The organism is Nonomuraea africana, assembly GCF_014873535.1.
GTDB lineage: Bacteria > Actinomycetota > Actinomycetes > Streptosporangiales > Streptosporangiaceae > Nonomuraea > Nonomuraea africana.
In genome coordinates, this window is the sequence record NZ_JADBEF010000001.1 from 2522596 (window position 1) to 2543898 (window position 21303).

Genomic DNA, 21303 nt, shown 5'->3' on the forward strand with positions numbered 1-21303 from the left:
ACCACCCGCCGCCCGGGGACGGCTTACGCCGTTCTCACAAAGCGTGGCCACCGGCGACCTGGAGCACCTGGCCGGTGATCCATCGGGCCTGGTGGGAGGCGAGGAAGACGACCGCGTCGGCGATGTCGGCGGGCTCTCCGACGCGTCCCAGTGGAATCACCGACGTCGAGTGTTCGACGAGTTCCTCCGTCATCCACCCGGTTTGTACGGGCCCGGGTGCGACCGCGTTGACCCGGATGCCTCGAGGTCCCAGGTCCAACGCGGTGGCCCGGGTGAGCGCCTCCAGTGCGGCCTTCGAGGTTCCGTACCCGATCTGCCCGGGAAAGGCGCGCGCGGCATCGGTGGAGATGTTGACGACGCACAGCGGGACATCGCCGGTGTGCCGCCTGGCCACCTCGGCGATCAGCAGCGCCGGGGCCACGGCGTTGACGCGGTAGTGCCGTTCCAGCGATGCGGCGTCGAACGTGTCCACGGTGTCCGCGGTCTCGCAGTGTGCGGCGTTGTTGACCAGCACGTTGATCGGCCCGAGTCGGCGTTCGACGGTGTCGACGAGCGGCCGGGCGGCGCCGGGATGGGACAGGTCGGCGCTGACCGCGATCCCGCCGAGCTCGGTGGCGAGCTTCTCGGCTGCCGCGGCGCTCGGGGTGAGGTGGGCCCACGCCGTGCCCTCCGGTGCGGGGGGATCCTGCGCGAGATAGTGGACGGCGACGCGAGCCCCCTGCGCGGCGAAGGCACGGCTGATCGCCCCGCCGATGTTGCCGCCCCCGCCGGTGACGAGCACGTTCTGCCCGGCGAGCTGAGGATCGATCACGATCTTCCTCCGTTTTCCTGGTCGGTGCCGACATCGGGGCCGGCGTTCGTTGCCCGGGGTCCAGGAGTGGCAGTGATCTCCTGCCACCGGCCGTGGCTGTTCAGCGCGCCCAAGGCGGCGGGTCCAGCCCCAGCGGCCGACGTCATCGCCGGACGGCAGCCACCCGCGCGGAAGGTGATCAGGAACGCATGACGCCCACGTTAGGCACGGAAACGGAGGCCGAGCAACCCGATTGCCAGGGCTAGGGAAGGCGCAGGCGCAAGGATGTTCAAGACCAGGGGAGGAGTGGATGGGCAGCCTGGACGCATGACAACGCACACTCCAGCGATCGCTGAGATCTCCGCCCACGTCATCGACTGCGCGCGTCCCGCCGCTCTGGCCGAGTTCTACCGCTCGGTGCTGGGCGGACGGATCACCCACAGCGACGACGACTACGCCTCCCTGGACGCAGGCCGGGTACAGCTCTCCTTCATGCGGGTCGAAGGCCACCAGGCTCCCGCGTGGCCCGGCGGCACCAAGCAGGCACACCTCGACCTCAAGGTCGCCGACCTGGAGACGGCGACCAAGGAACTGCTCGACCTCGGCGCGACGAAGCCCGACTTCCAGCCGGGTGCGGGCGAGTGGACCGTGCTGACGGATCCGGAAGGACACGTGTTCTGCATCGCCCCATGACCCGGGCGCCGGAGCGGGGGTGGTCTACCACCGCTCGCGAGGCAGCCCGGGCGACGGTCCGATCGGTATCGTGCACCTCGTTCCTGACCCTGGCCGCCGAAGAGCGCCCGCGTCAGCGCACGCGGAGGACCGCGCGCCCCGGTATTCCGAGGCGCGCGGTCTCGTGTGTATTGCTGCCTTTCGGTCAGCTGTGTGTACTCCCTTCACCGAGGCTTCACCGAGGCACACCTAGGCCCGCGTTCCCGGTCGCCGAGGCGTAGGGGACCGGCTTCACCAACGCCCGCGCTCCAGTGCGCGAAGGTGCGAGACCGGACCCGTAACGTCCTCAGAACAGACGTCCCGTTCAGGTCGATCTGATCGCCTGGGTCGGGCAGCCTGTGATGGCTCGCCGTACCTCCGGGCCCGTGGCGTTCTCGTCGAGCAGCACCACGCGCCCGTCCTCCTCGTCCTGCGTGAACACCTCCGGCGCGGCCAGCGCGCACTGGCCCGACGAGGCGCACCGCTCGCGGTCCACCGTGATCACCATTCCACCTCCAGCCGATGCACGCCGTAGATCGCCATGTCGTTCTTGAACGGCACCTTCTCCAGGGGTACGGCCAGCCGCAGCCCGGGCAGTCGGCGGAACAGCGCAGGGTAGGCGATCTCCATCTCCAGCCTGGCCAGGTTCTGCCCGATGCACTGGTGAGGTCCGAACCCGAACGCCACATGCGGCGCCTTCGGCCTGGTGACGTCGAGCTCGTCGGGCCGTTCGAGCAGCGCGGGGTCGCGGTTGGCGGCGGCCAGTGAGCAGGTCACGAACTCATCCTCCCTGATGACCTGCCCATCGAGCTCCAGGTCGGTCGAGGCGCGCCGGTACATGCCGACGTCGACGATCGACAGGTAGCGCAGCAGCTCGTCCACCGCCGTCTTGGCCGTCTCGGGGCTCTGCCGTACGAGAGCGAGCTGGGCGGGATGCTGCAGGAGCAGCAGGGTGCCGAGGGCGAGCATGTTCCCCGTGGTCTCGTGACCCGCGATGAGCAGCAGGACCGCGATCCCGATGAGCTCCTCGTCGCTGAGGCCGCTGTCGAGCAGGTCGTCGAGCAGGCCGTCGCCCGGCTCGGCGCGCTTGCGGGCGATCAGCTCGGTGAGATAGCCGCCGAGGCTCATCAACGACTGCTCCAGCTCCTCGAGACTGCCGGTGAGGCTCATCAGATGGGCGCCGGCCCGCTGGAACTCCGCGCGCTCCGCGTAGGGCACGCCGAGCAGCTCGCAGATCACCAGCGACGGGATCGGCAGCGCGAACTCTGCCACCAGGTCGGCGGGCCGCGGCGCCCGCTCCAGCGCGTCGAGCCGTTCGGCGACGATCTGCTCGATCCTCGGCCGAAGCCGGTGCATCCGCTGGACGGTGAACCGTCCGGCCAGCAGCCGCCTGAGCCTGGTGTGCTCGGGCGGGTCCATCTGGATGAACATCCCCGGCTCGGGCCGTACGGCGTGCAGCGGCACGTCGCGGAACCCGCCGTCGATCTCCGAACTGAATCGCGTGTCGCCCAGCACCTGCCGGACCAGGTCGTGCCTGGCCACCAGCCAGACGTCGTCGCCGTTGGCCAGGCGCACCCGGCTGAGCGGCTCGTCGGCCATCCCGGCGGGCGGGTCGAACGGGCAGGTGCCTCTGTCAGTGGGCAGTGGTCTCATCGGTCAGCTCCTTGTTTCGATTCCGTACTGTCGGAAGGCAGAAGAGGGCGCTCCAGCGGGTGTTCCTCGATGACGGTGCCGAGGCCGCGCAGGGTGAACAGGGCGGCCACCGCGACGACGGCCACCGCCGCGCCGCAGATGAGCGAGGTGATGTTGACGGCCTGCACGAACGCGGCCGAGGCCGCCGCGACCACGCCGGCCGCCAGCTCCGCGGGCAGGGACGACGCCGCGTGCAGCGCCGTCCCGATGGAGTCGCGGGCGGCGGCCACTGCCTCGGCGGGCAGCCCGCCCGGCAGCTCCAGCGTCTGGCGGTAGATGCCGCCGAGCAGGCTGCCGATCAGCGCGATGCCGAGGGCGGCGCCCAGCTCGTAGGCGGTCTCGGCGATCGCGGAGGCCGACCCGGCCCGCTCCCGCGGTACGGTCGCCAGCACGGTGTCGGCGGTCACGGTGAAGGACATTCCCGCGCCGACCCCGATGAGCAGCAGCGAGCCGAGGACCACCGGGTAGCCGGACTCGGTGGGAAGCAGCGCGAGCACGGCCAGGCCCGCCGCCGAGAGCGCGAGGCCCGCCGAGATCACCAGTGGCCTGCCGAACGCCATCGCGAGCCGTCCCGCGGCGAGCGCCGCGACCATGGAGGCGGCCATCGCGGGCAGCTGGGCGAGACCGGCCTGCAGCGGTGTCCAGGCGAGCACGAACTGCAGGTAAAGGGAGAGGAAGAAGAGCGTGCCGACCAGCGCGAAGACCGCGACCATGTCGCCGCCGACCGCGCCCGCGAACGCCCTGCGCCTGAACAGGCTGACGTCGATCAGCGGATGGGTGAGCCGTGTCTGCCGCCGCCAGAACAGCGCCAGCGTGCCCAGGCCCACCACCGCGGCCACCAGGACGCCGGACTGCGCGAACCCCGCGTGGGCCGCCTCCTTCACGGCGTAGATGACGCCGATCACGCCGACGATGGACAGCAGCACGCTGGGCAGGTCGAGCGGGCCAGGGTCGGGGTTGCGCGACTCGGGCAGGGTGAGCGCGGCGACGATCAGCACGACGACCATCACGGGCACGTTGATCAGGAAGACCGAGCCCCACCAGAAGTTGTCGAGGAGCAGCCCGCCCAGCAGCGGCCCCGCCGCCGCGCCCGCCGTCGTGACCGAGCTCCAGAGCCCGATCGCGGTGGTGCGCTCGCGGGGATCGGTGAAGAGGTTGCGGATGATCGACAGAGTGGAGGGCATGATGGTGGCGCCCGCCACCCCCAGCACCGCGCGTGCCACGATGAGCCACTCGGCGCTGGGCGCGTAGGCCGTGGCCAGCGAGGCCAGGCCGAAGGCGGTCACGCCGATGAGCAGGACACGTTTCCTGCCGAATCGGTCGCCCGCGTTGCCCGCGGTGATCAGCAGACCGCCGAGCACGAAGCCGTAGACGTCGGCGATCCAGAGGATCTGGGTGCTGGTGGGCTGCAGCGCCTCGGTCAGGCGCGGGATCGCCAGGTGCAGCACGGTGCCGTCGATCGCGATGAGCGAGACGGCGAGGCACAGGGTGGCCAGTGCTGCCCAGCGTCTGGTCCTGCTCACGGGTGTCATGCCTGCCACGCTGGCCCATGGCTCGCACGCGGCTCGCACCTGGCGCGCACGAGCCCGCACGAGCCCGCACAGTATGCGCACCCGAGGTGTGCGACCTGCCTGCGGCGCTCGGGTGAGGCGCACGACGGGCCCGCTGGGCGAGGGGGTGATGCGTGCTGGTACCCCCCTTAACCGGATATGGTCGTCTTCAAGATCAAGGAGGGCGAGATCACCGGGAGTCAGACGCTCGTGATGACGGTCTCCTCCGACCGGCACGCCTTGACCAGCCGCCGGTCGGGATGGCACTCGCCTGAGGCGGGACGATGGCAGCCCCGGCGCCAGCGAGAACAACGGCTGACGTTCCAGGCGGTCAGCGGCCCGCACAACGCGCCGCCGACCGCCCCCAGCCCAGCCCCCGCGTGAGGGGAGCGCCAGTAGTCCCCACGCGAGAGAACCACGAGCCCACCGAGGGACCGCCAACAGAGTCGTCCACGTGGGGAAAACGCAGCGAGGGCCCCCAGGGAATGGAGTCGTGGGTGGCAACCCCCATGGGGTGGTGGAAGCCACCCATGGGTGGAAGCGGCCGCGGAGTCCTCCGGCATGGTCCAGCCCCGGTCGACCCCGAAGCGCGAGAGCCGGAACCTAGAAGGGCAGCAGGCCGGTGATCTGGTCGCGGGGTGTCGAACAGCCACGCTGGTAGGACCGTTCGAACGCCGCGTCGCCCAGCACCCGCCGCGCCTCGCCCGCTGTACGGACCACATCGGGGCCGTCGGTCAGCGCCGCGCCGCGCAGTGACACCGCCGCCCCCAGCAGGAAGGCCGCCCGAGCGGCCGATCCGTCGCGCAGCACCAGCTCGGCCATGGCCTCCACCGCGCCCGAGGCGCCCGGCAGGTCGAGGACGCCGACCAGCAGGTCGTAGGCCTCGCGCAGGCGCGCTCCCGCTCCCTCCAGCCTGCCCAGCCCGATCAGGACGCGCGCACGCGTCTCCTGCGCCCCGAGCCAGTGCGCCTCGCAGCTGGCCATGGCCGTCGCGTAGAGCTCGGCCGCCCGAGCGGAGTCGCCGCCCAGCCGCGCCAGCTCGGCCAGGCCGTAGGTGGCGATGGCCGCCGCCTCGGCGGCCGGCAGGCGGCGGGCCATGGCGGCCGCCCGCTCCAGCTCCACCTCGGCGGCGGCCAGATCGCCCGCGCGGGCCAGCTCGGCTCCGCGGCGCGACAGCAGCAGCGCGGTGTCCTCGGTGGCGCCGAAGGGCGCGATCACCTCCAGGGCCTCCTCCGCCGTCGCGATCGCCGCCTCGTGGTCGCCGCGCCATCCGGACAGCTCCGACAGCTGTAGCAACGCCTGACCCACCCCCCACCTGTCGCCCGCCATGCGGAAGGTGTCGAGTGCCAGGCGCAGCTCGCGCTCGCCCACGTCGACCTCGCCGACGCCCAGCCGCAGGTAGCCGAGCAGCAGCCGGGCGAAGGCCCGCGTCCACGGATCGGAGTGGGTGGTGGCGGCCAGCAGCGCGGGCAGTATGGCGGTGTAGTCGCCCGCGGCTATCGAGGGGTAGGGCCGCACCATGGCGATCAGTGGCCAGCGCGGCGGCTCGGTCAGGCCGCCGGCCAGGCGTTCGGCGTTGGCCAGCCGCGCCTCCACCTCCTCCAGCGGCCGGCCCGTCGTCGCCAGCTGCAGCGCGCACATGATGTGCGCTTCGACCAGGTCCGCGGGCGGCTCGGGACCTGCCAGATCGAGCACCTCGACCGACAGCTGCGCCCCTTCGTGCCGCAGGCCGCGCAGCCACCAGTACATCCACAGGTCGGCGGTCAGGCGCAGCGCCATCTCCCCCCGCTTGGTGTCGATCGCCCAGCGCAGCGCCGCGCGCAGGTTGTCGTGCTCGGCCGCCAGCTCGGCCAGGTGGCGCAGTTGGTCGGGGCCGCGCAGCCGGGGCTCGGCCGAGGCGGCCAGCTCGGCGTAGTGCTCGGCGTGCGCCTGCCTGACGTGCTCCTCCTCGCCGGACTCGGCCAGCCGTTCGGCGCAGAAGGCGCGGACGGTCTCGAGCATGCGGAACCGCCCGCCGTCGGCCTGCACGATCGACTTGTCGACCAGCGCGGACAGCAGGTCGAGGTCGCCCCCGCAGACCCGCTCCGCCGCCCCGGCCGTCGCGCCGGAGGAGAACACCGACAGCCGCGCGGCGAGGGTGCGTTCCTCGGGGTCGAGCAGGTCCCAGCTCCACGCCACGACGGCGCGCAGCGTGCGGTGGCGGGGCAGCGCGGTGCGGCTGCCGCCGGTCAGCAGCCTGAAGCGGTCGTCGAGGCGGGCGGCCACCTCGGCGGGGGTGAGGGCGCGCAGCCTGGCGGCGGCCAGCTCGATCGCCAGCGGCAGCCCGTCGAGGGCCCTGCAGATGCGCAGCACGGGGTCGAGGTTGTCGGCGGTGACCGCGAAGCCGTGGCGGACGGCCGCCGCCCGGTCGGCCAGCAGCCGCACCGCGGGGTGCGCGCGGGCCGCCGCGAGGTCGAGGCCCTGCGGCGGCTGGGGGAGCGGGGCGACGGGCAGGAGCTGCTCGCCCTCGATGTTCAGCGGCTCGCGGCTGGTGGCCAGCACCCGCACGTGCGGGCACTCGGCGAGGATCCGGTCGGCGAGCAGGGCGGACGCCTCGACCAGGTGCTCGCAGTTGTCGAGGATGAGCGTGACGCGGTGGTCGCCGAGCGCCGCCACCAGCGCGTCGGCAGGCGGCTGCGATCCCGTGACGGACAGCGGCCCAGGACGGTCGGGGCGCACGCCTCTCACCTGTACCGAAAGGCGGGGGCCCGGCGGTTCGGCGTGCCCGGACGGCAGGCCGAGCGCGGTGAGCACCGCCGGCGCGACGTCGGTGTCCGGTCCGAGCGCGGCCAGCTCGACGAAGCAGACCTCGCCGAGATCTTCGGCCGCCTCGACCGCCAGCCTCGTCTTGCCCGCCCCGCCCGGCCCCGTGAGCGTCACCAGGCGGCCACGGCAGAGCAGCTCGCGGACCAGCGGGACCTCGTGCTCGCGACCGACGAAGCTGGTCAGCCGCGGCCTCGGCGCACGGGGTCGCAGCGGGGACCCCGCGGACGAGACCTCGGTGCGGAGCGATCCCGAAGCGGCGGGCAGCGGAGCGGGCTCCTCGCGCAGCAGGCTCAGATGCAGGGCGGCCAGGTCGGGCGAGGGGTCGGCGCCCAGCTCCTCGGCCAGCGTCCTGCGCGTCTCCTCGAACACCTCCAGCGCTTCGGCCCTGCGCCCCACCCCGGCCAGGGCCCGCATGAGCTGACCACGCAGCCGCTCCCTCAGCGGGTGCCGCCGCGCCAGCTCGCCGAGCTCGGACACCAGCTCGGCGGCCGGCGCCGAGCCCGCGAGCAGGTCGGCCTCGACCCGGTCCTCGATCGCCGAGAGCCGCAGCTCCTCCAGCCGCTCGGCCTCGGCCTCGGCGAACGGCAGCGTCAGCACGTCGGCCAGCGCGGGACCCCGCCACAGGCCGAGCGCCTCCCGCAGCAGCCGCGCCCGCTCACCGGGCGAGGCGGCCCGCCGACCCTCGGCGACCCTGTGCGCGAACAGGTGGACGTCGACCTCGAGCGGATCGACCACCAGCCGGTATCCGGCGGGCCCGAGCTCCAGCGGCACGCCGACCAGCCCCCGCAACCGCGACACCTGCGACTGCAGCGCATTGACCGTGCCCGAACGCCCGTAGAGGGCCTCGACCAGCCGGTCGACGGAGACGACCCGCCCCGCCTCCAGCGCCAGGAGAACGAGCAGGCCGCTGAGCCTGGCCCCCCTGACGGGGACACCCGAGACCTGTGTCGGGCCGAGCACGCCGAATCTCATACCTTTATTGTCGCCACCCGCGGTCCATCCCACGTTTTAGAATCCGATTCTGTGGACAACCTCGGGGCGTTTTTCGCCCTCACCAAAGGCGAGTACGTTCCCGCGCCGCACGCGCACAGCCCCTGGGCGGCCGACATGCTGCACGGGCGCCTGCTCGGCGGGCTGGCGGCCAGGGCGATCGAGGCCGAGCACGGGGACGAGGGGCTGCACTTCGCCCGGCTGACCGTCGACCTGTTCCGCAACAGCCCGCTGCTCCCCCTGACGGTGGAGACGGTCAGGGTCAGGGACGGCCGCAGGATCAGGGTCGCCGACGCCGTCCTCTCGACCGAGCAGGGGCCGGTGGCCAGGGCCGGCGCCGTCCTGCTGCGCAGCGGCGAGCTGCCCCCGGGAGAGGTGTCCCACACCAGGGCGTGGGCCGAGCCCGTGCCGCAGGGGCCGCCGCCGCCCGGCGGGCTGCCGCTGCCGTTCGAGCTGTGGCAGCTCACCGGCTGGGGTGGCGAGCCCGGTCCGCACCGGGCCTGGGTCAGGGAGATCTGCCCGCTGGTCGAGGGCGAGCCGGTCTCTCCGTTCACGCTGGCCGCGCTGGCCGCCGACTTCGCCAGCCCGCTCAGCAACGTCGGCACCGAGGGCCTGCACTACATCAACGCCGACTACACCCTCACGCTCAGCCGCCTGCCCCGCAGTCCCGAACTCGGGCTGGAGACCATCGGCCACCTGGGCAGCGACGGGGTGGCGCTCGGGCAGTGCGTGATGCACGACGCGCAGGGGCCGATCGGGTACGTCGTGGTGACGGCCGTCGCCAACCCTCCTAGCCGAGCGTTGCGGTGACCAGCGTCCAGTCGACCTGGGCGGCGGCGGTGTTGCCGCCCGCCGTCCCGCTGACCCAGTGGGTGGCCTGCGGGCGTTCGCGGCTGTCCTGAACCACCCAGCTCGCCCCGGTGTCGGCGCCGTCGGCGAACAGGCGGGCCACGCCCGCGCTGTCGACGGCGACCCGCCAGAGCTCCGCGCGCCCCCGGTGCACGCGCTGCCACCGGGACGAGCCCTTCGGGATCGCCCAGACCTCGCCCTTCTGGACGGTCATCATGAGCCTGCGGGCGCCGTTGGCGACCTTGGTGCCGAGGCTGACGCCACGCCCGGTGACCGGGTCGAGGGCGCTGTCGTCGACCCCCCTGCCGCGGAACTCCACGGTGAAGTCGCACGACTCGGTGATCTCCAGGGGGACGGTGGCCGAGCCGCGCAGGTCGAGCCTGCCGTCGATGATCCGGCTGCCGGTGAGCGTCCAGCCGTCCCATGCCAGCCCCGCGAGGTTGTCGGTGACCTCGGCCGTGGCGTCACCCGACAAGGTCACCCCCGCCGCGGCCGTCCCGCCGCGCGGGAGCCGCCAGCGCAGGCCCGTGTCGGCGTGGTCGCGCCACAGGCCCGCGGCGCCGCGCCGGTCGGCCACCACCCGCCAGCGCGTCCCTCCCTGCTCCAGGACGGGGCGGCCGTCCAGTGACACGCCGCCCGCCCCCACCGTGAGGGTCATCAGGCCCGCGATCGACAGCTCGAAGTCGCCGCCCTCCACGGTGGCCACGAACCCGGCGGGCGGCGGCTGGGGCGCCGAGCCGGGGCCCGCGAGCCGTACACCGGTGAAGGCGCGGGTCAGGTCGAGCCTGGCGACCCTGATCTCGATCTGGTTGTGCTCCCAGACGACGAAGAACCTGCCCGGCTCGTACTCCTGCGCGCTGGCGTAGACGTCCCAGCCTCGCGCCGCGCCTCGGGTCAGTCTGGTGCCGTCGGCGAACAGCCGCCCTGGACCCCATGGGGAGCCCTGCGGCTTCACCTTGTAGTGCAGCACCTCCCGGTACTGCTCGGGCCGCTCACCCCTGAAGGGCCCCGCCAGGGTGTTGTAGATCGTGAGGTAGCGCCCCTCGGCGTCCGTGGCGAAGAACCCCTTGACGTAATAATTCGGGAGCTGGGGGTCCAGGGACATCGGTTCCCAGGTGAGCCCCCCGTCCGAGCTCCTCGACACCGCCGCGTGGGCCGCATGCGCGCGGTATCTCGCGTCCCTGGCCTCCGGCGACGAACCGCCCCGCAGGTCGAGCGCCCTGGCCACCATCACCAGGCCACCCTCCTGAGCGGGCGCCACCTGAGGCTCCTCCACCCCGATCCCCTGAGGGGGCTCGGCCAGCCGGCCTGAGCGCCACGTCCGCAGGTCCGTCGAGCGCAGCACTCCCGCTCTGGTGCCACCACCGGTCTGCCGCCAGTACGGCAGCAGCCACACGCCCTCGTGCCTGATCGGCTTGCCGGCGACGACCACACCCCTGCCGTTGTCCGGCACCTCGACCGTGAGAGGAAAGTCCTCCCATGTCGCACCGGCGTCGAAGCTGCGTCTGGCGACCATCCGGACAGGAAAACCGTCCACGTTGCCCGCGCCGTCGCGGTCCTCGGCGATCGTGATGCGTCCCAGCAGGGCGTAAAGCACACCCGAGTCGTTGAGGAAGATCACGTAGTGGTAGCGATGCGTGTCCGTCGCCGCCGCCAGTGTCCCCGTGGTCCAGGTGCGCCCGCCGTCGGCCGAGCGCGCGAAGCCGATCGAACCCTGGTCGCCCGGCGTGGCGTCGATCGGGTCGGCCACCCCCGCCCGCCAGCCGACCACCAGCCGGTGCGAGTCCAGCACCGCGATGTCCGGAACCCTGTTGCCTTCGTGCGCCAGCTCTCCGTCCGCACGTCTGTCCGCCGTGGCGAAGACCGTCACCGGTTCGCTCACGCACGGCCCCACCACATCCGCTTCGGGCCACTTCACCCACCCATCTTCCGTCGCTGCCGTGCCCTCGGGCGCGCGTGGTCACCCGAAGTTCACCTGCCTGCCCCTGTACGGCAAGCACCCGACAGCCCACCGTAGTCACCGGTGACCCTCCGTCCATACATGCCACTCCAGCAGGACTTCGATCCCGCCGTCACAACAGGCCCGTACCCCGTCACGGGGCTCTTGACGTCCCGAAACGGGCATGAGTCTGCTTTGGTGTCGAAATGGTGACAAAGGTGATCGGAGTAGGTCGGCTGTCCACGGTTAGACGCACGGAAAGACGCGGAAGCGCCGGGCATCCGAAAGATCCCCGGCGCTCGTGAAATGAATCTACAATGTAAAGGCGCTCACGCCGTGCGCTCGGCCCGGTCGCCCGACCAGTCGACGTGGAACGCGCCCTCCCTGTCCACCCGGTGGTAGGTGTGCGCGCCGAAGTAGTCGCGCAGCCCCTGCACCAGCGCCGCGGGCAGCCGGTCCCTGCGCAGCCCGTCGTAGTAGGCCAGCGCGGAGGAGAAGCCAGGGGTCGGCACCCCGATCTTCACCGCCGTGGTCACCACCCGCCGCCACGCCTCCTGCGCGGTCGCGAGCGCTCCGGCGAACCCCTCGTCGGCCAGCAGCGTGGCCAGCGAAGGGTCGGCGTCGTAGGCGGCGCGGATCCGGTCGAGGAAGCGGGCCCTGATGATGCAGCCGCCGCGCCAGATCGTGGCCATCGCGCCGAGGTCGACGTCCCAGCCGTACTCCTTCGAGGCCGCGGCCATCTGGTCGAACCCCTGGGCGTAGGCGACGATCTTGGAGGCGTACAGCGCCTGCCGTACGTCCTCGACCAGTTCCTTGCCCGCCACCCCCGCCAGCGTCGGGCCTTCGAGGCCGCGGGCGGCCGCGCGCTGGACGGGGTGGCCCGACAGGGCGCGGGCGAAGACCGCCTCGGCGATTCCGGTGACGGGGACGCCGAGCTCCAGGGCGCTCTGCACGGTCCAGCGGCCGGTGCCCTTCTGCTCGGCCTGGTCCACCACCACGTCGACGAAGGGGCGGCCGGTGTCGGCGTCGACCTGGTCGAGCACCTCGGCGGTGATCTCGATGAGGTAGGAGCCGAGGTCGCCCTCGTTCCACTCCCTGAAGATCTGCGCCAGCTCGGCGGGGGTGGCGCCGAGCGCCTGGCGCAGCAGGTCGTAGGACTCGGCGATGAGCTGCATGTCGGCGTACTCGATGCCGTTGTGCACCATCTTCACGAAGTGTCCCGCGCCGTCGGGCCCGACGTAGGTCGCACACGGGACGCCGTCCACCTGGGCCGCGATGCTCTCCAGCATGGGGCCCAGCGCCTCGTAGGACTCCCGCGAGCCGCCCGGCATGATGCTCGGGCCGAGCAGCGCGCCCTCCTCGCCGCCGGAGATGCCGGCGCCGACGAAGTGGATGCCGCGCTCGCGCAGCGCCGCCTCCCTGCGCCTGGTGTCCTCGAAGTGGGCGTTGCCGCCGTCGACGATCATGTCGCCCGGCTCCATCAGGTCGGCCAGCTGGTCGATCACCGCGTCGGTGCCCGCACCGGCCTTCACCATGATGATCGCCCTGCGCGGTCGTTTCAGCGAGGCCACGAAGGCGGCCAGATCCTCGGACGGCAGGAACGTGCCCTCGCCCCCGAACTCCTTGACCAGCGCCTCCGTACGGCTGTGCGAGCGGTTGTGCACCGCGACCGCGTAACCGTGGCGGGCGAAGTTGCGGGCAAGGTTGCGGCCCATCGTGGCCAGCCCCGTCACGCCGATGTCTGCCAAGTCCATGTCAGCTCCTGTTCGCGGAAAAGAGACGCGGAAGGTGTCGCGGAGAGGTACGCGTCCCTCAGAAGATCGGTTCGACGCCCTGCGGTTATTCCCTCAGGCGCACGCCCAGCTCGTCGAGCCTGTTGAGCATGTCGGCCGGGTCGGCGTAGACGCGGAAGGCGCCCGAGCGTTCGAGCTCGTCCCTGCCGTACCCGCCGGACTGCAGGCCGATGCCCAGCGCGCCCGCCCTTCTTGCGGCCAGCAGGTCCCAGACGCTGTCGCCGACGACCATCGCATGGCGGGGGTCGATGCCGAGCAGGGCGGCTCCGGCCAGGAAGAGGTCGGGGTCGGGCTTGGCCCGCCGTACCAGGTCGCGGGTGACCATCGGGGTGTCCTCGGGCAGCTTGAGCATGCCCAGGGCCCTGCGGGCGGTCTGCGCGTAGCCGCTGGTGGCGATGGCCCAGGGGACCTGGCGCTGGGTCAGCTCGCGCAGCAGCTCGACCGCGCCGGGCAGGGGCCGCACCGTGTCGAGCTGCTCCAGGTAGGCGGCGGCGTGCGCCTGCTGCAGGTCGTCGATCTGCGTCTGGGTGAGGCTGAGGCCCGTCTCCCTGAGCAGGGCGGTGACGAACAGGCCGCCGCTCATGCCGATCCTGCGGTGGATCCGCCACACCGACAGGTCGACGCCCATCCCGGACAGCGCGCCGCGCCAGGCGATGACGTGCTGGTAGACGCTGTCGATGAGGGTGCCGTCGAGGTCGAAGAGGAAGGCGGGGCCCGGTGGTGCGGTGTAGTCCATCCGTCCATTGTGGTCACGCCACATCGGGACGATGCGGCCGGGTGGAACGCACGCCGCACTCGTGTGACACGCTGGAGTCATGCGTGTGCTGATCGCGGGTGGACACGGCAAGATCGCGCTCCTGCTGGAGCGGAGGCTGGCCGAACGGGGCGACCAGGCCGTGGGGCTGGTCCGCAATCCCGGCCATCGGGCCGACGTGGAGGCGGCGGGCGGCGAGGCCGTCGTCTGCGACCTGGAGCGCGCCTCGGCCGAGGAGGTGGCCAAGCTGCTCGACGGCGCCGACGCGGTCGTCTTCGCGGCGGGCGCGGGTCCCGGCAGCGGGGCGGCCCGCAAGGACACCGTCGACAGGGCCGCCTCGGTGCTGCTGGCCGAGGCCGCCGAGCGCGCGGGCGTGCGCAGGTTCGTGCAGATCTCCTCGATGGGCGCGGGCGCGCCGCCGAGCCCCGGCTCCGACGAGGTGTGGGCGGCCTACATCACGGCCAAGACCGCCGCCGAGGACGACCTGCGCGGCCGCGACCTCGACTGGACGATCGTCAGGCCGGGCGGGCTGACCGACGACTCCGGTGGCGGAGGGGTGCTGCTCGCGCCGCCGCCGGTGCCCAGGGGCACCGTCGCGCGCGCCGACGTGGCGGCCGTGGTGGCGGCGCTGCTCGACGAGCCCGGCACCGCCGGGATGACGCTGGAGCTGGTCGAGGGCGACGTGCCCGTCGAGAGGGCGGTTCGGGCACTCTAGGAGGTGTGACTGAATACCGCGTACTCGGAAGAACCGGTCTCAAGGTCAGCCCGCTCTGCCTCGGCGCCATGATGTTCGGCGGATGGGGCGAGCATTCCGTGGAGGAGTCCACCAGGATCATCGAGCGCGCCCTCGACTCGGGCGTCAACTTCATCGACACCGCCGACGTCTACTCCCAGGGACAGTCGGAGGAGATCGTCGGCCAGGCCCTGGCCAAGTCGGGCCGGCGCGACGAGGTGGTGCTGGCCACCAAGGTGCACGGCGTGATGGGGGAGGGGCCCAACCAGAGGGGCAACTCCAGGCGCTGGATCTTCCAGGCCGTCGAGGACAGCCTGCGCCGCCTGGGCACCGACTGGATCGACCTCTACCAGATCCACCGGCCCGACCCGGCGACGGACATCGAGGAGACGCTCGGCGCGCTCACCGACCTCGTGCGGCAGGGCAAGGTGCGCTACATCGGCAGCTCCACCTTCCCCGCCCACCAGCTGGTCGAGGCGCACTGGGCGGCCGAGCGCCGCGGCCTGGAGCGGTTCGTGTGCGAGCAGCCGCCCTACTCGCTGCTGGTGCGCGGCATCGAGGCCGACGTGCTGCCGGTGGTCGAGAAGTACGGCATGGGCGCCATCGTGTGGAGTCCCCTCGCGGGCGGCTGGCTGTCGGGCCGCTACCGCCGGGGCGTCGAGCCGCCGCAGTCGCTCAGGGCCGCTCGCATCCCCGAGCGCTACGACCTGTCGCTGCCCGCCAACCAGCGCAAGCTGGAGGTCGTGGAGCAGCTGGCGGTGCTGGCGGAGGAGGCGGGCCTGACGCTGATCCACCTGGCCCTCGCGTTCACACTGCGGCATCCGGGGGTGACCTCGGCCATCGTCGGGCCGAGGACCATGGAGCACCTGGAGGGCCAGCTGGGCGCCGACGAGATACGGCTGAGCGACGACGTGCTCGACAGGATCGACGAGATCGTCCCGCCCGGCGTCACGGTGAACGCGGGCGACAGCGGCTGGCGCCCACCCGCCCTGGTCGAGGCGCGCCTGCGCCGCCGTCCCTGACTATGCCTCGTGCCCGGCCGCGGGGAACATCCGGGTGATCAAGGAGCGGGGGTCTGGGCCGCGTGGACGGCGGCGACCTTCACCTCGAGCTCGCCGCCGCTCACCCCGACCTCCACGCTCCGTGAGCTGTGACGTCCACGTCGGGCGCGCCCCGCCCCGCGGCGATCTGGACGGCTTTGGCGAGCAGCTGTCTGGCGGGGTCGCTGAGCAGCTTGCCGACGTCGACCCGCTGCACGCTGGGCCGGGTGGGCGGCCAGGCCTCCATACCGCCGAACACCCTGCCGCTGAGCTGCTCGAACCCTCTGAATGGGTCACCGAAGAAGGACCCGAATGGCGTATCCGGCATAAAGGGCCCGTTACCTGACATTTCCCCGCACAAGCCCCAGCCCGCGGCAAAGCTGTTCTGGTAGACATGGCGGATGCGAATCACGCCCTGGCTGGCCGTGGCGGCCGCCGTCCCCCTTCTGGCGGGCACTCCCGCGCTGGCCTCGACGCCGCCCAAGACGCCCCCGGGGACGACGGCGGGCTACGTGGTCTTCGACAGGGTGGCAGGGAAGATCGTCGCGCATCGGCTCGCGCACCGGGCGTTCAGGTCCGCGTCCGTGATCAAGATCCTCATCGCGATCGACTTTCTCGAGCGGACGGCCAGGCCGTCCGCCCGCGACCTCGACCAGCTCAAGATCATGCTGCGCTCCAGCGACGACGACGCAGCCTCCGCGTTCTGGGACCGCGGCGGCAAGGGCGCGATCGTGACCAGGACGGCGAAGCGGCTCGGCCTGGCCGACACCCTCCCGCCGCCCGCGCACAAGCCCGGATTCTGGGGATACACGTCGCTGAGCGCCTACGACGTGGCGAGAACCTACAGGTACCTGATGGACAGGGCGGCGCCGAGGGTGCGCGACCTGATCGTCGGGCACCTGCGGCAGGCAACGCCCTGCGGCAGCGACGGCTTCGACCAGACCTTCGGCATCCCGAGCGGCGTGCCCCGCCCCTGGGCGGTCAAGCAGGGCTGGTCGGGCTTCGGGACCGTGCCGCCGGTGAAGTGCTCGCGGAAGGCGGCGGGCGGGGCGCTCGTCACGCCCGCCGGCCCCGCCACTTCTGTCACGCGGCCAGGGGTCCCCGATCTCGGCCGGCCCGTGCTGCACACCTCGGGGCTGGTCGGCAAGGACGACCGGCTGATCCTGGTGCTGCTCACCGCGCATCCAGCCGGCAGCGGCTGGCACGACTCGGTGAAGCGCACCACCACGCTGGCCCGCGACCTCTACCTGAGCGTCTCCAGGTAGGCGGCGTACACCTTCTTCGGCACCGCCATCCGCCACGCCTCCGTCACCAGCTCGCGCATCTCGGGCTCGTCGAGGGCGGCCATCCGCGCCTGCACCCAGTGGAAGCGAAGGTCGCTCTCGCCCGGCATGAGGAACTTCTCGGGCTCGGCCGCCACCAGGGCCGCCCGCTCCTCCTTGGGGAAGCCGAACCCCATGATCGTCTCGTCCCTGGAGAAGGCGACGTAGACGATGGAGCCCACGCGGAACTTCACGCGATCGCGGATCAGGTGCTCGGAGGAGCGGGGAAACGTCGACGCCAGGCGGCGTACATCCTCGACCGTGACCATCCCCACAATCTAGCGGTCCGCCCCGACACTCCGGCGGGGGCTGATGTCGCCTCATGTCCGGTTTCGGCGCCGCCCATGCGGGCAGTCGCGATTCATGAGAGTCATCGTGGTCGGCGCGACGGGCAACGTCGGGACCAGCGTGCTGCAGTCGCTCGAGTCCGAGAGCCGCGTCACCTCCGTGGTCGGCATCGCGCGTCGCAGGCCGAGGTGGAGTCCGGGCTCGAAGACGAGCTGGCACACCGCCGACGTGGCCGAGGACGACCTGACAGGGGTGTTCGAGGGCGCCGACGCCGTGGTGCACCTGGCCTGGCTGTTCCAGCCGACGCGCGATCCTGTGACGACGTGGCGGGCCAACGTTCTCGGCAGCATGGCCGTCTTCCGCTCCGTCGCCCAGGCGCGGGTCCCCGCGCTGATCCACGCCTCGTCCGTGGGCGCCTACTCGCCGGGGCCGAAGGACCGGCCCGTGGACGAGAGCTGGCCCACCCACGGCTGGCCGCGCGCCGCCTACGGCAGGGAGAAGGCCTACGTCGAACGCGTCCTCGACCTGTTCGAACGCGACCACCCTACGATCAGGGTGGTGAGGATGCGTCCCGCGTTCATCTTCAAGAGGGAGTCGGCCAGCGAGCAGCGACGGCTTTTCGGCGGGCCGTTCGTGCCCGGCAGGCTGGTGCGCCGCATGCCGCTCATCCCCGACATCCCTGGACTGCGGGTGCAGGCCCTGCACACCTCCGACGCCGCCCAGGCCTACCGCCTCGCCGTCATCTCCGACGTCTCCGGGGCCTTCAACCTGGCCGCCGAGCCGGTCCTCGGCCCCGCCGAGCTGGCCGACCTGTTCGGCGCGCGCCTCGTCCCGCTCTCGCCGTGGCTGGCCAGGACCGCCGTCGCGGCGGGCTGGCACGCGCGCCTCATCCCCTCCTCGCCGGGCCTGCTCGAGATGGCGCTCAACCTGCCGGTCATGGACACCACCAGGGCCCGCACCGTGCTCGGCTGGCAGCCCCAGTACGGCGCGCTCCAGGCGATGCGCGAGATGATCGAGGGCATGTCGGAGGGAGAGGGCATGGACACCCCGCCCCTGGCCCCCGGTCACCTGAAGGAGGAGTTCACCACGAGGGTGGGCGCCAAGCCCTAGACCGGACCCGTACCCGGCTAGACCACGCAGACACAGACCACGCTGGAGCGTGAGCCCCGGATGCCATGGCCGGGGCTCACGTATGTCAGCGGTCGTTCAGGGTGGTCGTTCAGGGTGGTCGTTCAGAGGTGGTTGTTCGGGGCGGCTGGTCAGGGCGTGAGCAGCACCTTGATGGCGCCGTCGCGCTTCTTCTGGAAGATCTCGTAGCCGTGCGGGGCCTCCGCCAGCGGCAGGCGGTGCGTGGCCAGGTCCATGACGCCCAGCGGGTCACTGTCGTCGAGCACCAGCGGCAGCAGGTGCGGCATCCAGCGCCGCACGTGGGCCTGGCCCATGCGGAGGGTCACGCCCTTGTCGAACATCTTCAGCATGGGCATCGGATCGGCCATCCCGCCGTAGACGCCGACGACCGAGATCGTGCCGCCGCGCCGCACGGTGTCGATGGCCTGGTTGAGCGCGGCCAGCCGGTCCACGCCCGCGGTGCGCATCAGCGGCGCGGCCACCATGTCGGGCAGCAGGCCGGTGACCGCGTGGCCGAGCTTGGCGACGGGCGAGCCGTGCGCTTCCATGCCGACCGCGTCGATGACCGCGTCGGTGCCCCTGCCGCTCGTGAGGTCGCGCACCTTGTCGGGCACGTCGAGGTCGCGGGCGTCCAGCACCTCGACGCCGTGCCGCCTGGCCATCTCGAGGCGTTCGGCGACGCCGTCCACGCCGATCACGCGGTGGCCGCGGTGCTTGGCGATGCGGGCGCACATCTGCCCGATCGGGCCGAGCCCGAAGACCGTGACGCTGCCGCCCTCGGGCAGGTCGGCGTACTGCACGGCCTGCCACGCGGTCGGCAGGACGTCGGACAGGTAGAGGAAGCGCTCGTCGGGCGGACCCTCGGGCACGGTGACCGGGCCGAACTGCGCCTGCGGCACCCTGAGGTACTCCGCCTGGCCGCCGGGCACCTGGCCGTACAGCTTGGTGTAGCCGAACAGGGCGGCTCCCGTGCCGTGCTCGCGCACCTGGGTGGTCTCGCACTGCGCGTACAGCTCCATGCGGCACAGGTGGCAGTGGCCGCAGGAGATGTTGAACGGGATCACCACCCGCTCTCCGGGCCTGATCTGGGTGACCTCCGCGCCCACCTCCTCCACCACGCCGATCGTCTCGTGGCCGAGAATGTCCCCCTCGCTCATGAACGGGCCGAGCACCTCGTACAGGTGCAGGTCGGAGCCGCAGATGGCGGCCGTGGTGACCTTGATGACGGCGTCCGTCGGTTCCTTGATCGCCGGGTCGGGGACCTCCTCGACCCGGACGTCACGCTTGCCGTGCCAGGTGAGTGCTTTCATGCCGATGTCGCCTACCCACGGGACACCGCCGAAACGGCGGCCGGCCCGACGCCCGCTCCTACCGGTGCTCCACCAGGACGGCGTGCTGGTCGGTACCGGTCCTGCCGTCGGGATCGGCGTGCACCGTCGCGGCACGCAGCCGGGGCAACTCGTGGATGAGCCGGTGCTCGGCCTCCACCGCGACGGCGTGCGCCTCCACCAGCGTCAGCGTGTGGCTCACGACGATGTCCACCTCCGCGCGCAGCGCGTGGCCGATCCAGCGCAGCCGCACCGATCCGGCCCGCCGCACGCCGGGCACCGAGTCGAGGATGTCCTCGGCCCGCTGCACCAGGCCGGGGTCGACCGCGTCCATCAGCCGGTGGTAGATCTCCCGCGCCGCGTCGCGCAGCACGAACAGGATCGCGACCGTGATCAGCAGGCCGATGACCGGGTCGGCGACGGGGAAGCCGAGCGCGGCGCCGCCCGCGCCGAGCAGCACGGCGAGCGAGGTGAAGCCGTCGGTGCGGGCGTGCAGGCCGTCGGCCACCAGGGCGGCCGAGCCGATCTCGCGCCCCACCCTGATCCTGTAGCGGGCGACCCACTCGTTGCCGAGGAAGCCGATCGCCCCTGCGGCGGCGACCCAGCCCAGCGCCCGCACGTCCTGCGGGTCGAGCAGGCGCCTGACGGCCTCGTAGCCCGCCAGCCCCGCCGAGGCGGCGATGAGCAGCACGATGACGATCCCGGCGAGGTCCTCGGCCCTGCCGTACCCGTAGGTGAAGCGACGCGTGGCCGCGCGCCGTCCCAGCGTGAAGGCGATGGCCAGCGGGACCGCGGTCAGCGCGTCGGCGAAGTTGTGCAGGGTGTCGCCCAGCAGCGCCACCGAGCCGGAGCGGGCCACGACGACGGCCTGGACGGTCGCGGTGGCCATGAGGATGGCGAAGGAGACGCCCAGCACCCGCATGCCGCGGTCGCTGGACTCCAGCGCCTGGTCGGACCGGTCCGCGCTGTCGTGGCCGTGCGGGGTCAAGACGTGCCCCAGCCGGGACAGCATCCGCCTGACGCCCCCGGCCCCGCGCCCCTGTCCGTGCTCCTGTTCGTGCCGCTGTCCACTATGTCCGTGCCCGTGCTCCTGTCCGTGACCGTGTCCGTTCGCGGGCGGGAGATCAGACATGCGTTCACCTCTTCGAGCGCCTCAGGCGTCCTTCCGCAACGACATGGCCAGCACCGAGCCGAACACCACGTGGCCCGCCGCCATCACCAGCGGCCGCCCCGGCTCGTCGCGATGGACAGGCGGCAACGCCGCCATCGCCGGCACCCAGCCCTCGTAGCTGGCCAGCCAGATCGCCAGGCCGTAGGCCACCCCGAGGGGGACGGGCACGCCGCGCCCGCGGGTCACGAGCCCGAGCAACGCCCCCGCGCCTGCCCCGAACGCGTAGTGCCCCAGCACGGCCAGCTGCCTCTCGCCGGGCTTCGGCAGCCGCGGATGGCCGGGCAGCAACCCGCGGACGATGCGCTTGGGCGGCTGGTCGCGCATCAGCCCCGCCCGTTCACCGGCGAGCATGACCGCGCTCATCACCGTGGTGGCCTTCGCTCCCGCGAGCGCTCCCTTGACCAGGTGCCCCATCATGGA

20 protein-coding genes are annotated in these 21303 nt (G+C 72.3%); 7 read left to right on the forward strand and 13 right to left on the reverse strand.

The features are described 5' to 3' along the window. Positions 1 to 34 precede the first annotated feature (34 nt). Complete coding sequence (locus tag H4W81_RS11740) at positions 35 to 811, reverse strand: SDR family NAD(P)-dependent oxidoreductase (RefSeq protein ID WP_192774836.1); 777 nt, start codon at positions 809 to 811, stop codon at positions 35 to 37. Between the two features lie 306 nt (positions 812 to 1117). On the opposite strand from H4W81_RS11740, the gene H4W81_RS11745 reads away from it, so the two are divergent. Next, positions 1118 to 1483 (forward strand): VOC family protein, encoded by a 366-nt coding sequence (locus H4W81_RS11745; RefSeq protein WP_192774837.1) that lies wholly within the window; start codon positions 1118 to 1120, stop codon positions 1481 to 1483. Between the two features lie 343 nt (positions 1484 to 1826). Here the strand turns inward: H4W81_RS11745 and H4W81_RS11750 are convergent, their stop codons facing one another. From H4W81_RS11750 to H4W81_RS11760, 3 genes are read right to left on the reverse strand one after another with little or no spacing between them, the layout of a single operon-like run. Beyond that, positions 1827 to 2009, reverse strand: coding sequence for a ferredoxin (locus tag H4W81_RS11750; protein WP_192774838.1), 183 nt, complete (start codon positions 2007 to 2009; stop codon positions 1827 to 1829). Next, on the reverse strand, positions 2003 to 3154 hold the full coding sequence (locus tag H4W81_RS11755; RefSeq protein ID WP_192774839.1) for a cytochrome P450: 1152 nt from the start codon (positions 3152 to 3154) through the stop codon (positions 2003 to 2005). The genes H4W81_RS11750 and H4W81_RS11755 overlap by 7 nt, the downstream gene beginning before the upstream one ends. Then, positions 3151 to 4725 carry an MFS transporter gene (locus tag H4W81_RS11760; RefSeq protein WP_192774840.1) on the reverse strand — a complete coding sequence of 525 codons (1575 nt, stop codon included), beginning with the start codon at positions 4723 to 4725 and terminating at the stop codon, positions 3151 to 3153. The genes H4W81_RS11755 and H4W81_RS11760 overlap by 4 nt, the downstream gene beginning before the upstream one ends. A gap of 177 nt (positions 4726 to 4902) precedes the next feature. On the opposite strand from H4W81_RS11760, the gene H4W81_RS11765 reads away from it, so the two are divergent. Next, on the forward strand, positions 4903 to 5127 hold the full coding sequence (locus tag H4W81_RS11765) for a hypothetical protein (RefSeq protein ID WP_192774841.1): 225 nt from the start codon (positions 4903 to 4905) through the stop codon (positions 5125 to 5127). A gap of 219 nt (positions 5128 to 5346) precedes the next feature. Here the strand turns inward: H4W81_RS11765 and H4W81_RS11770 are convergent, their stop codons facing one another. Continuing rightward, positions 5347 to 8520 (reverse strand): ATP-binding protein, encoded by a 3174-nt coding sequence (locus tag H4W81_RS11770; RefSeq protein WP_192774842.1) that lies wholly within the window; start codon positions 8518 to 8520, stop codon positions 5347 to 5349. Between the two features lie 51 nt (positions 8521 to 8571). On the opposite strand from H4W81_RS11770, the gene H4W81_RS11775 reads away from it, so the two are divergent. Beyond that, positions 8572 to 9348, forward strand: a complete 777-nt coding sequence (locus tag H4W81_RS11775) for an acyl-CoA thioesterase domain-containing protein (RefSeq protein ID WP_192774843.1) — start codon at positions 8572 to 8574, stop codon at positions 9346 to 9348. Here H4W81_RS11775 and H4W81_RS11780 read toward each other — a convergent pair. From H4W81_RS11780 to H4W81_RS11790, 3 genes are all read right to left on the reverse strand, one after another. Continuing rightward, entirely contained in the window at positions 9329 to 11269 is a 1941-nt protein-coding gene (locus H4W81_RS11780; RefSeq protein WP_192774844.1) for a sialidase family protein, read from the reverse strand. The two genes, H4W81_RS11775 and H4W81_RS11780, sit on opposite strands and share 20 nt — an antisense overlap. Positions 11270 to 11655: 386 nt before the next feature. Continuing rightward, the gene (gndA, locus tag H4W81_RS11785) at positions 11656 to 13080 is read right to left on the reverse strand and encodes an NADP-dependent phosphogluconate dehydrogenase (protein ID WP_192774845.1); all 1425 of its coding nucleotides are present in this window, start codon (positions 13078 to 13080) and stop codon (positions 11656 to 11658) included. Between the two features lie 85 nt (positions 13081 to 13165). After that, complete coding sequence (locus H4W81_RS11790) at positions 13166 to 13855, reverse strand: HAD family hydrolase (protein ID WP_192774846.1); 690 nt, start codon at positions 13853 to 13855, stop codon at positions 13166 to 13168. A 79-nt stretch (positions 13856 to 13934) separates the two neighbouring features. Between H4W81_RS11790 and H4W81_RS11795 the strand changes: the two genes are divergently transcribed. Together H4W81_RS11795 and H4W81_RS11800 are read left to right on the forward strand one after the other, a co-directional pair. Continuing rightward, the gene (locus H4W81_RS11795) at positions 13935 to 14588 is read left to right on the forward strand and encodes an NAD(P)H-binding protein (RefSeq protein WP_192774847.1); all 654 of its coding nucleotides are present in this window, start codon (positions 13935 to 13937) and stop codon (positions 14586 to 14588) included. Between the two features lie 5 nt (positions 14589 to 14593). Then, positions 14594 to 15628: an aldo/keto reductase gene (locus tag H4W81_RS11800; protein ID WP_192774848.1), complete on the forward strand. Its 1035-nt coding sequence runs from the start codon at positions 14594 to 14596 to the stop codon at positions 15626 to 15628. Positions 15629 to 15728: 100 nt separating this feature from the next. On the opposite strand, the gene H4W81_RS11805 is transcribed toward H4W81_RS11800, so the two are convergent. Further along, positions 15729 to 15974: a hypothetical protein gene (locus H4W81_RS11805; protein ID WP_192774849.1), complete on the reverse strand. Its 246-nt coding sequence runs from the start codon at positions 15972 to 15974 to the stop codon at positions 15729 to 15731. Positions 15975 to 16047: 73 nt separating this feature from the next. Here H4W81_RS11805 and H4W81_RS11810 point away from each other — a divergent pair, with 73 nt between their 5' ends. Beyond that, positions 16048 to 16911 (forward strand): serine hydrolase, encoded by an 864-nt coding sequence (locus H4W81_RS11810; protein ID WP_192774850.1) that lies wholly within the window; start codon positions 16048 to 16050, stop codon positions 16909 to 16911. On the opposite strand, the gene H4W81_RS11815 is transcribed toward H4W81_RS11810, so the two are convergent. Continuing rightward, a complete protein-coding gene (locus H4W81_RS11815; protein WP_192774851.1) occupies positions 16890 to 17237 on the reverse strand; it encodes an MmcQ/YjbR family DNA-binding protein in 348 nt (115 codons plus the stop codon). The genes H4W81_RS11810 and H4W81_RS11815 overlap by 22 nt on opposite strands. A gap of 94 nt (positions 17238 to 17331) precedes the next feature. Between H4W81_RS11815 and H4W81_RS11820 the strand changes: the two genes are divergently transcribed. Beyond that, positions 17332 to 18366, forward strand: coding sequence for an NAD-dependent epimerase/dehydratase family protein (locus H4W81_RS11820; RefSeq protein ID WP_192774852.1), 1035 nt, complete (start codon positions 17332 to 17334; stop codon positions 18364 to 18366). A gap of 149 nt (positions 18367 to 18515) precedes the next feature. Here H4W81_RS11820 and H4W81_RS11825 read toward each other — a convergent pair whose 3' ends face one another. From H4W81_RS11825 to H4W81_RS11835, 3 genes are all read right to left on the reverse strand, one after another. Further along, on the reverse strand, positions 18516 to 19694 hold the full coding sequence (locus H4W81_RS11825; protein ID WP_192774853.1) for a zinc-dependent alcohol dehydrogenase: 1179 nt from the start codon (positions 19692 to 19694) through the stop codon (positions 18516 to 18518). Positions 19695 to 19752: 58 nt separating this feature from the next. Continuing rightward, the gene (locus H4W81_RS11830) at positions 19753 to 20724 is read right to left on the reverse strand and encodes a cation diffusion facilitator family transporter (RefSeq protein ID WP_225958565.1); all 972 of its coding nucleotides are present in this window, start codon (positions 20722 to 20724) and stop codon (positions 19753 to 19755) included. Between the two features lie 141 nt (positions 20725 to 20865). Then, the gene (locus H4W81_RS11835; RefSeq protein WP_192774855.1) at positions 20866 to 21300 is read right to left on the reverse strand and encodes a hypothetical protein; all 435 of its coding nucleotides are present in this window, start codon (positions 21298 to 21300) and stop codon (positions 20866 to 20868) included. Positions 21301 to 21303 lie beyond the last annotated feature (3 nt).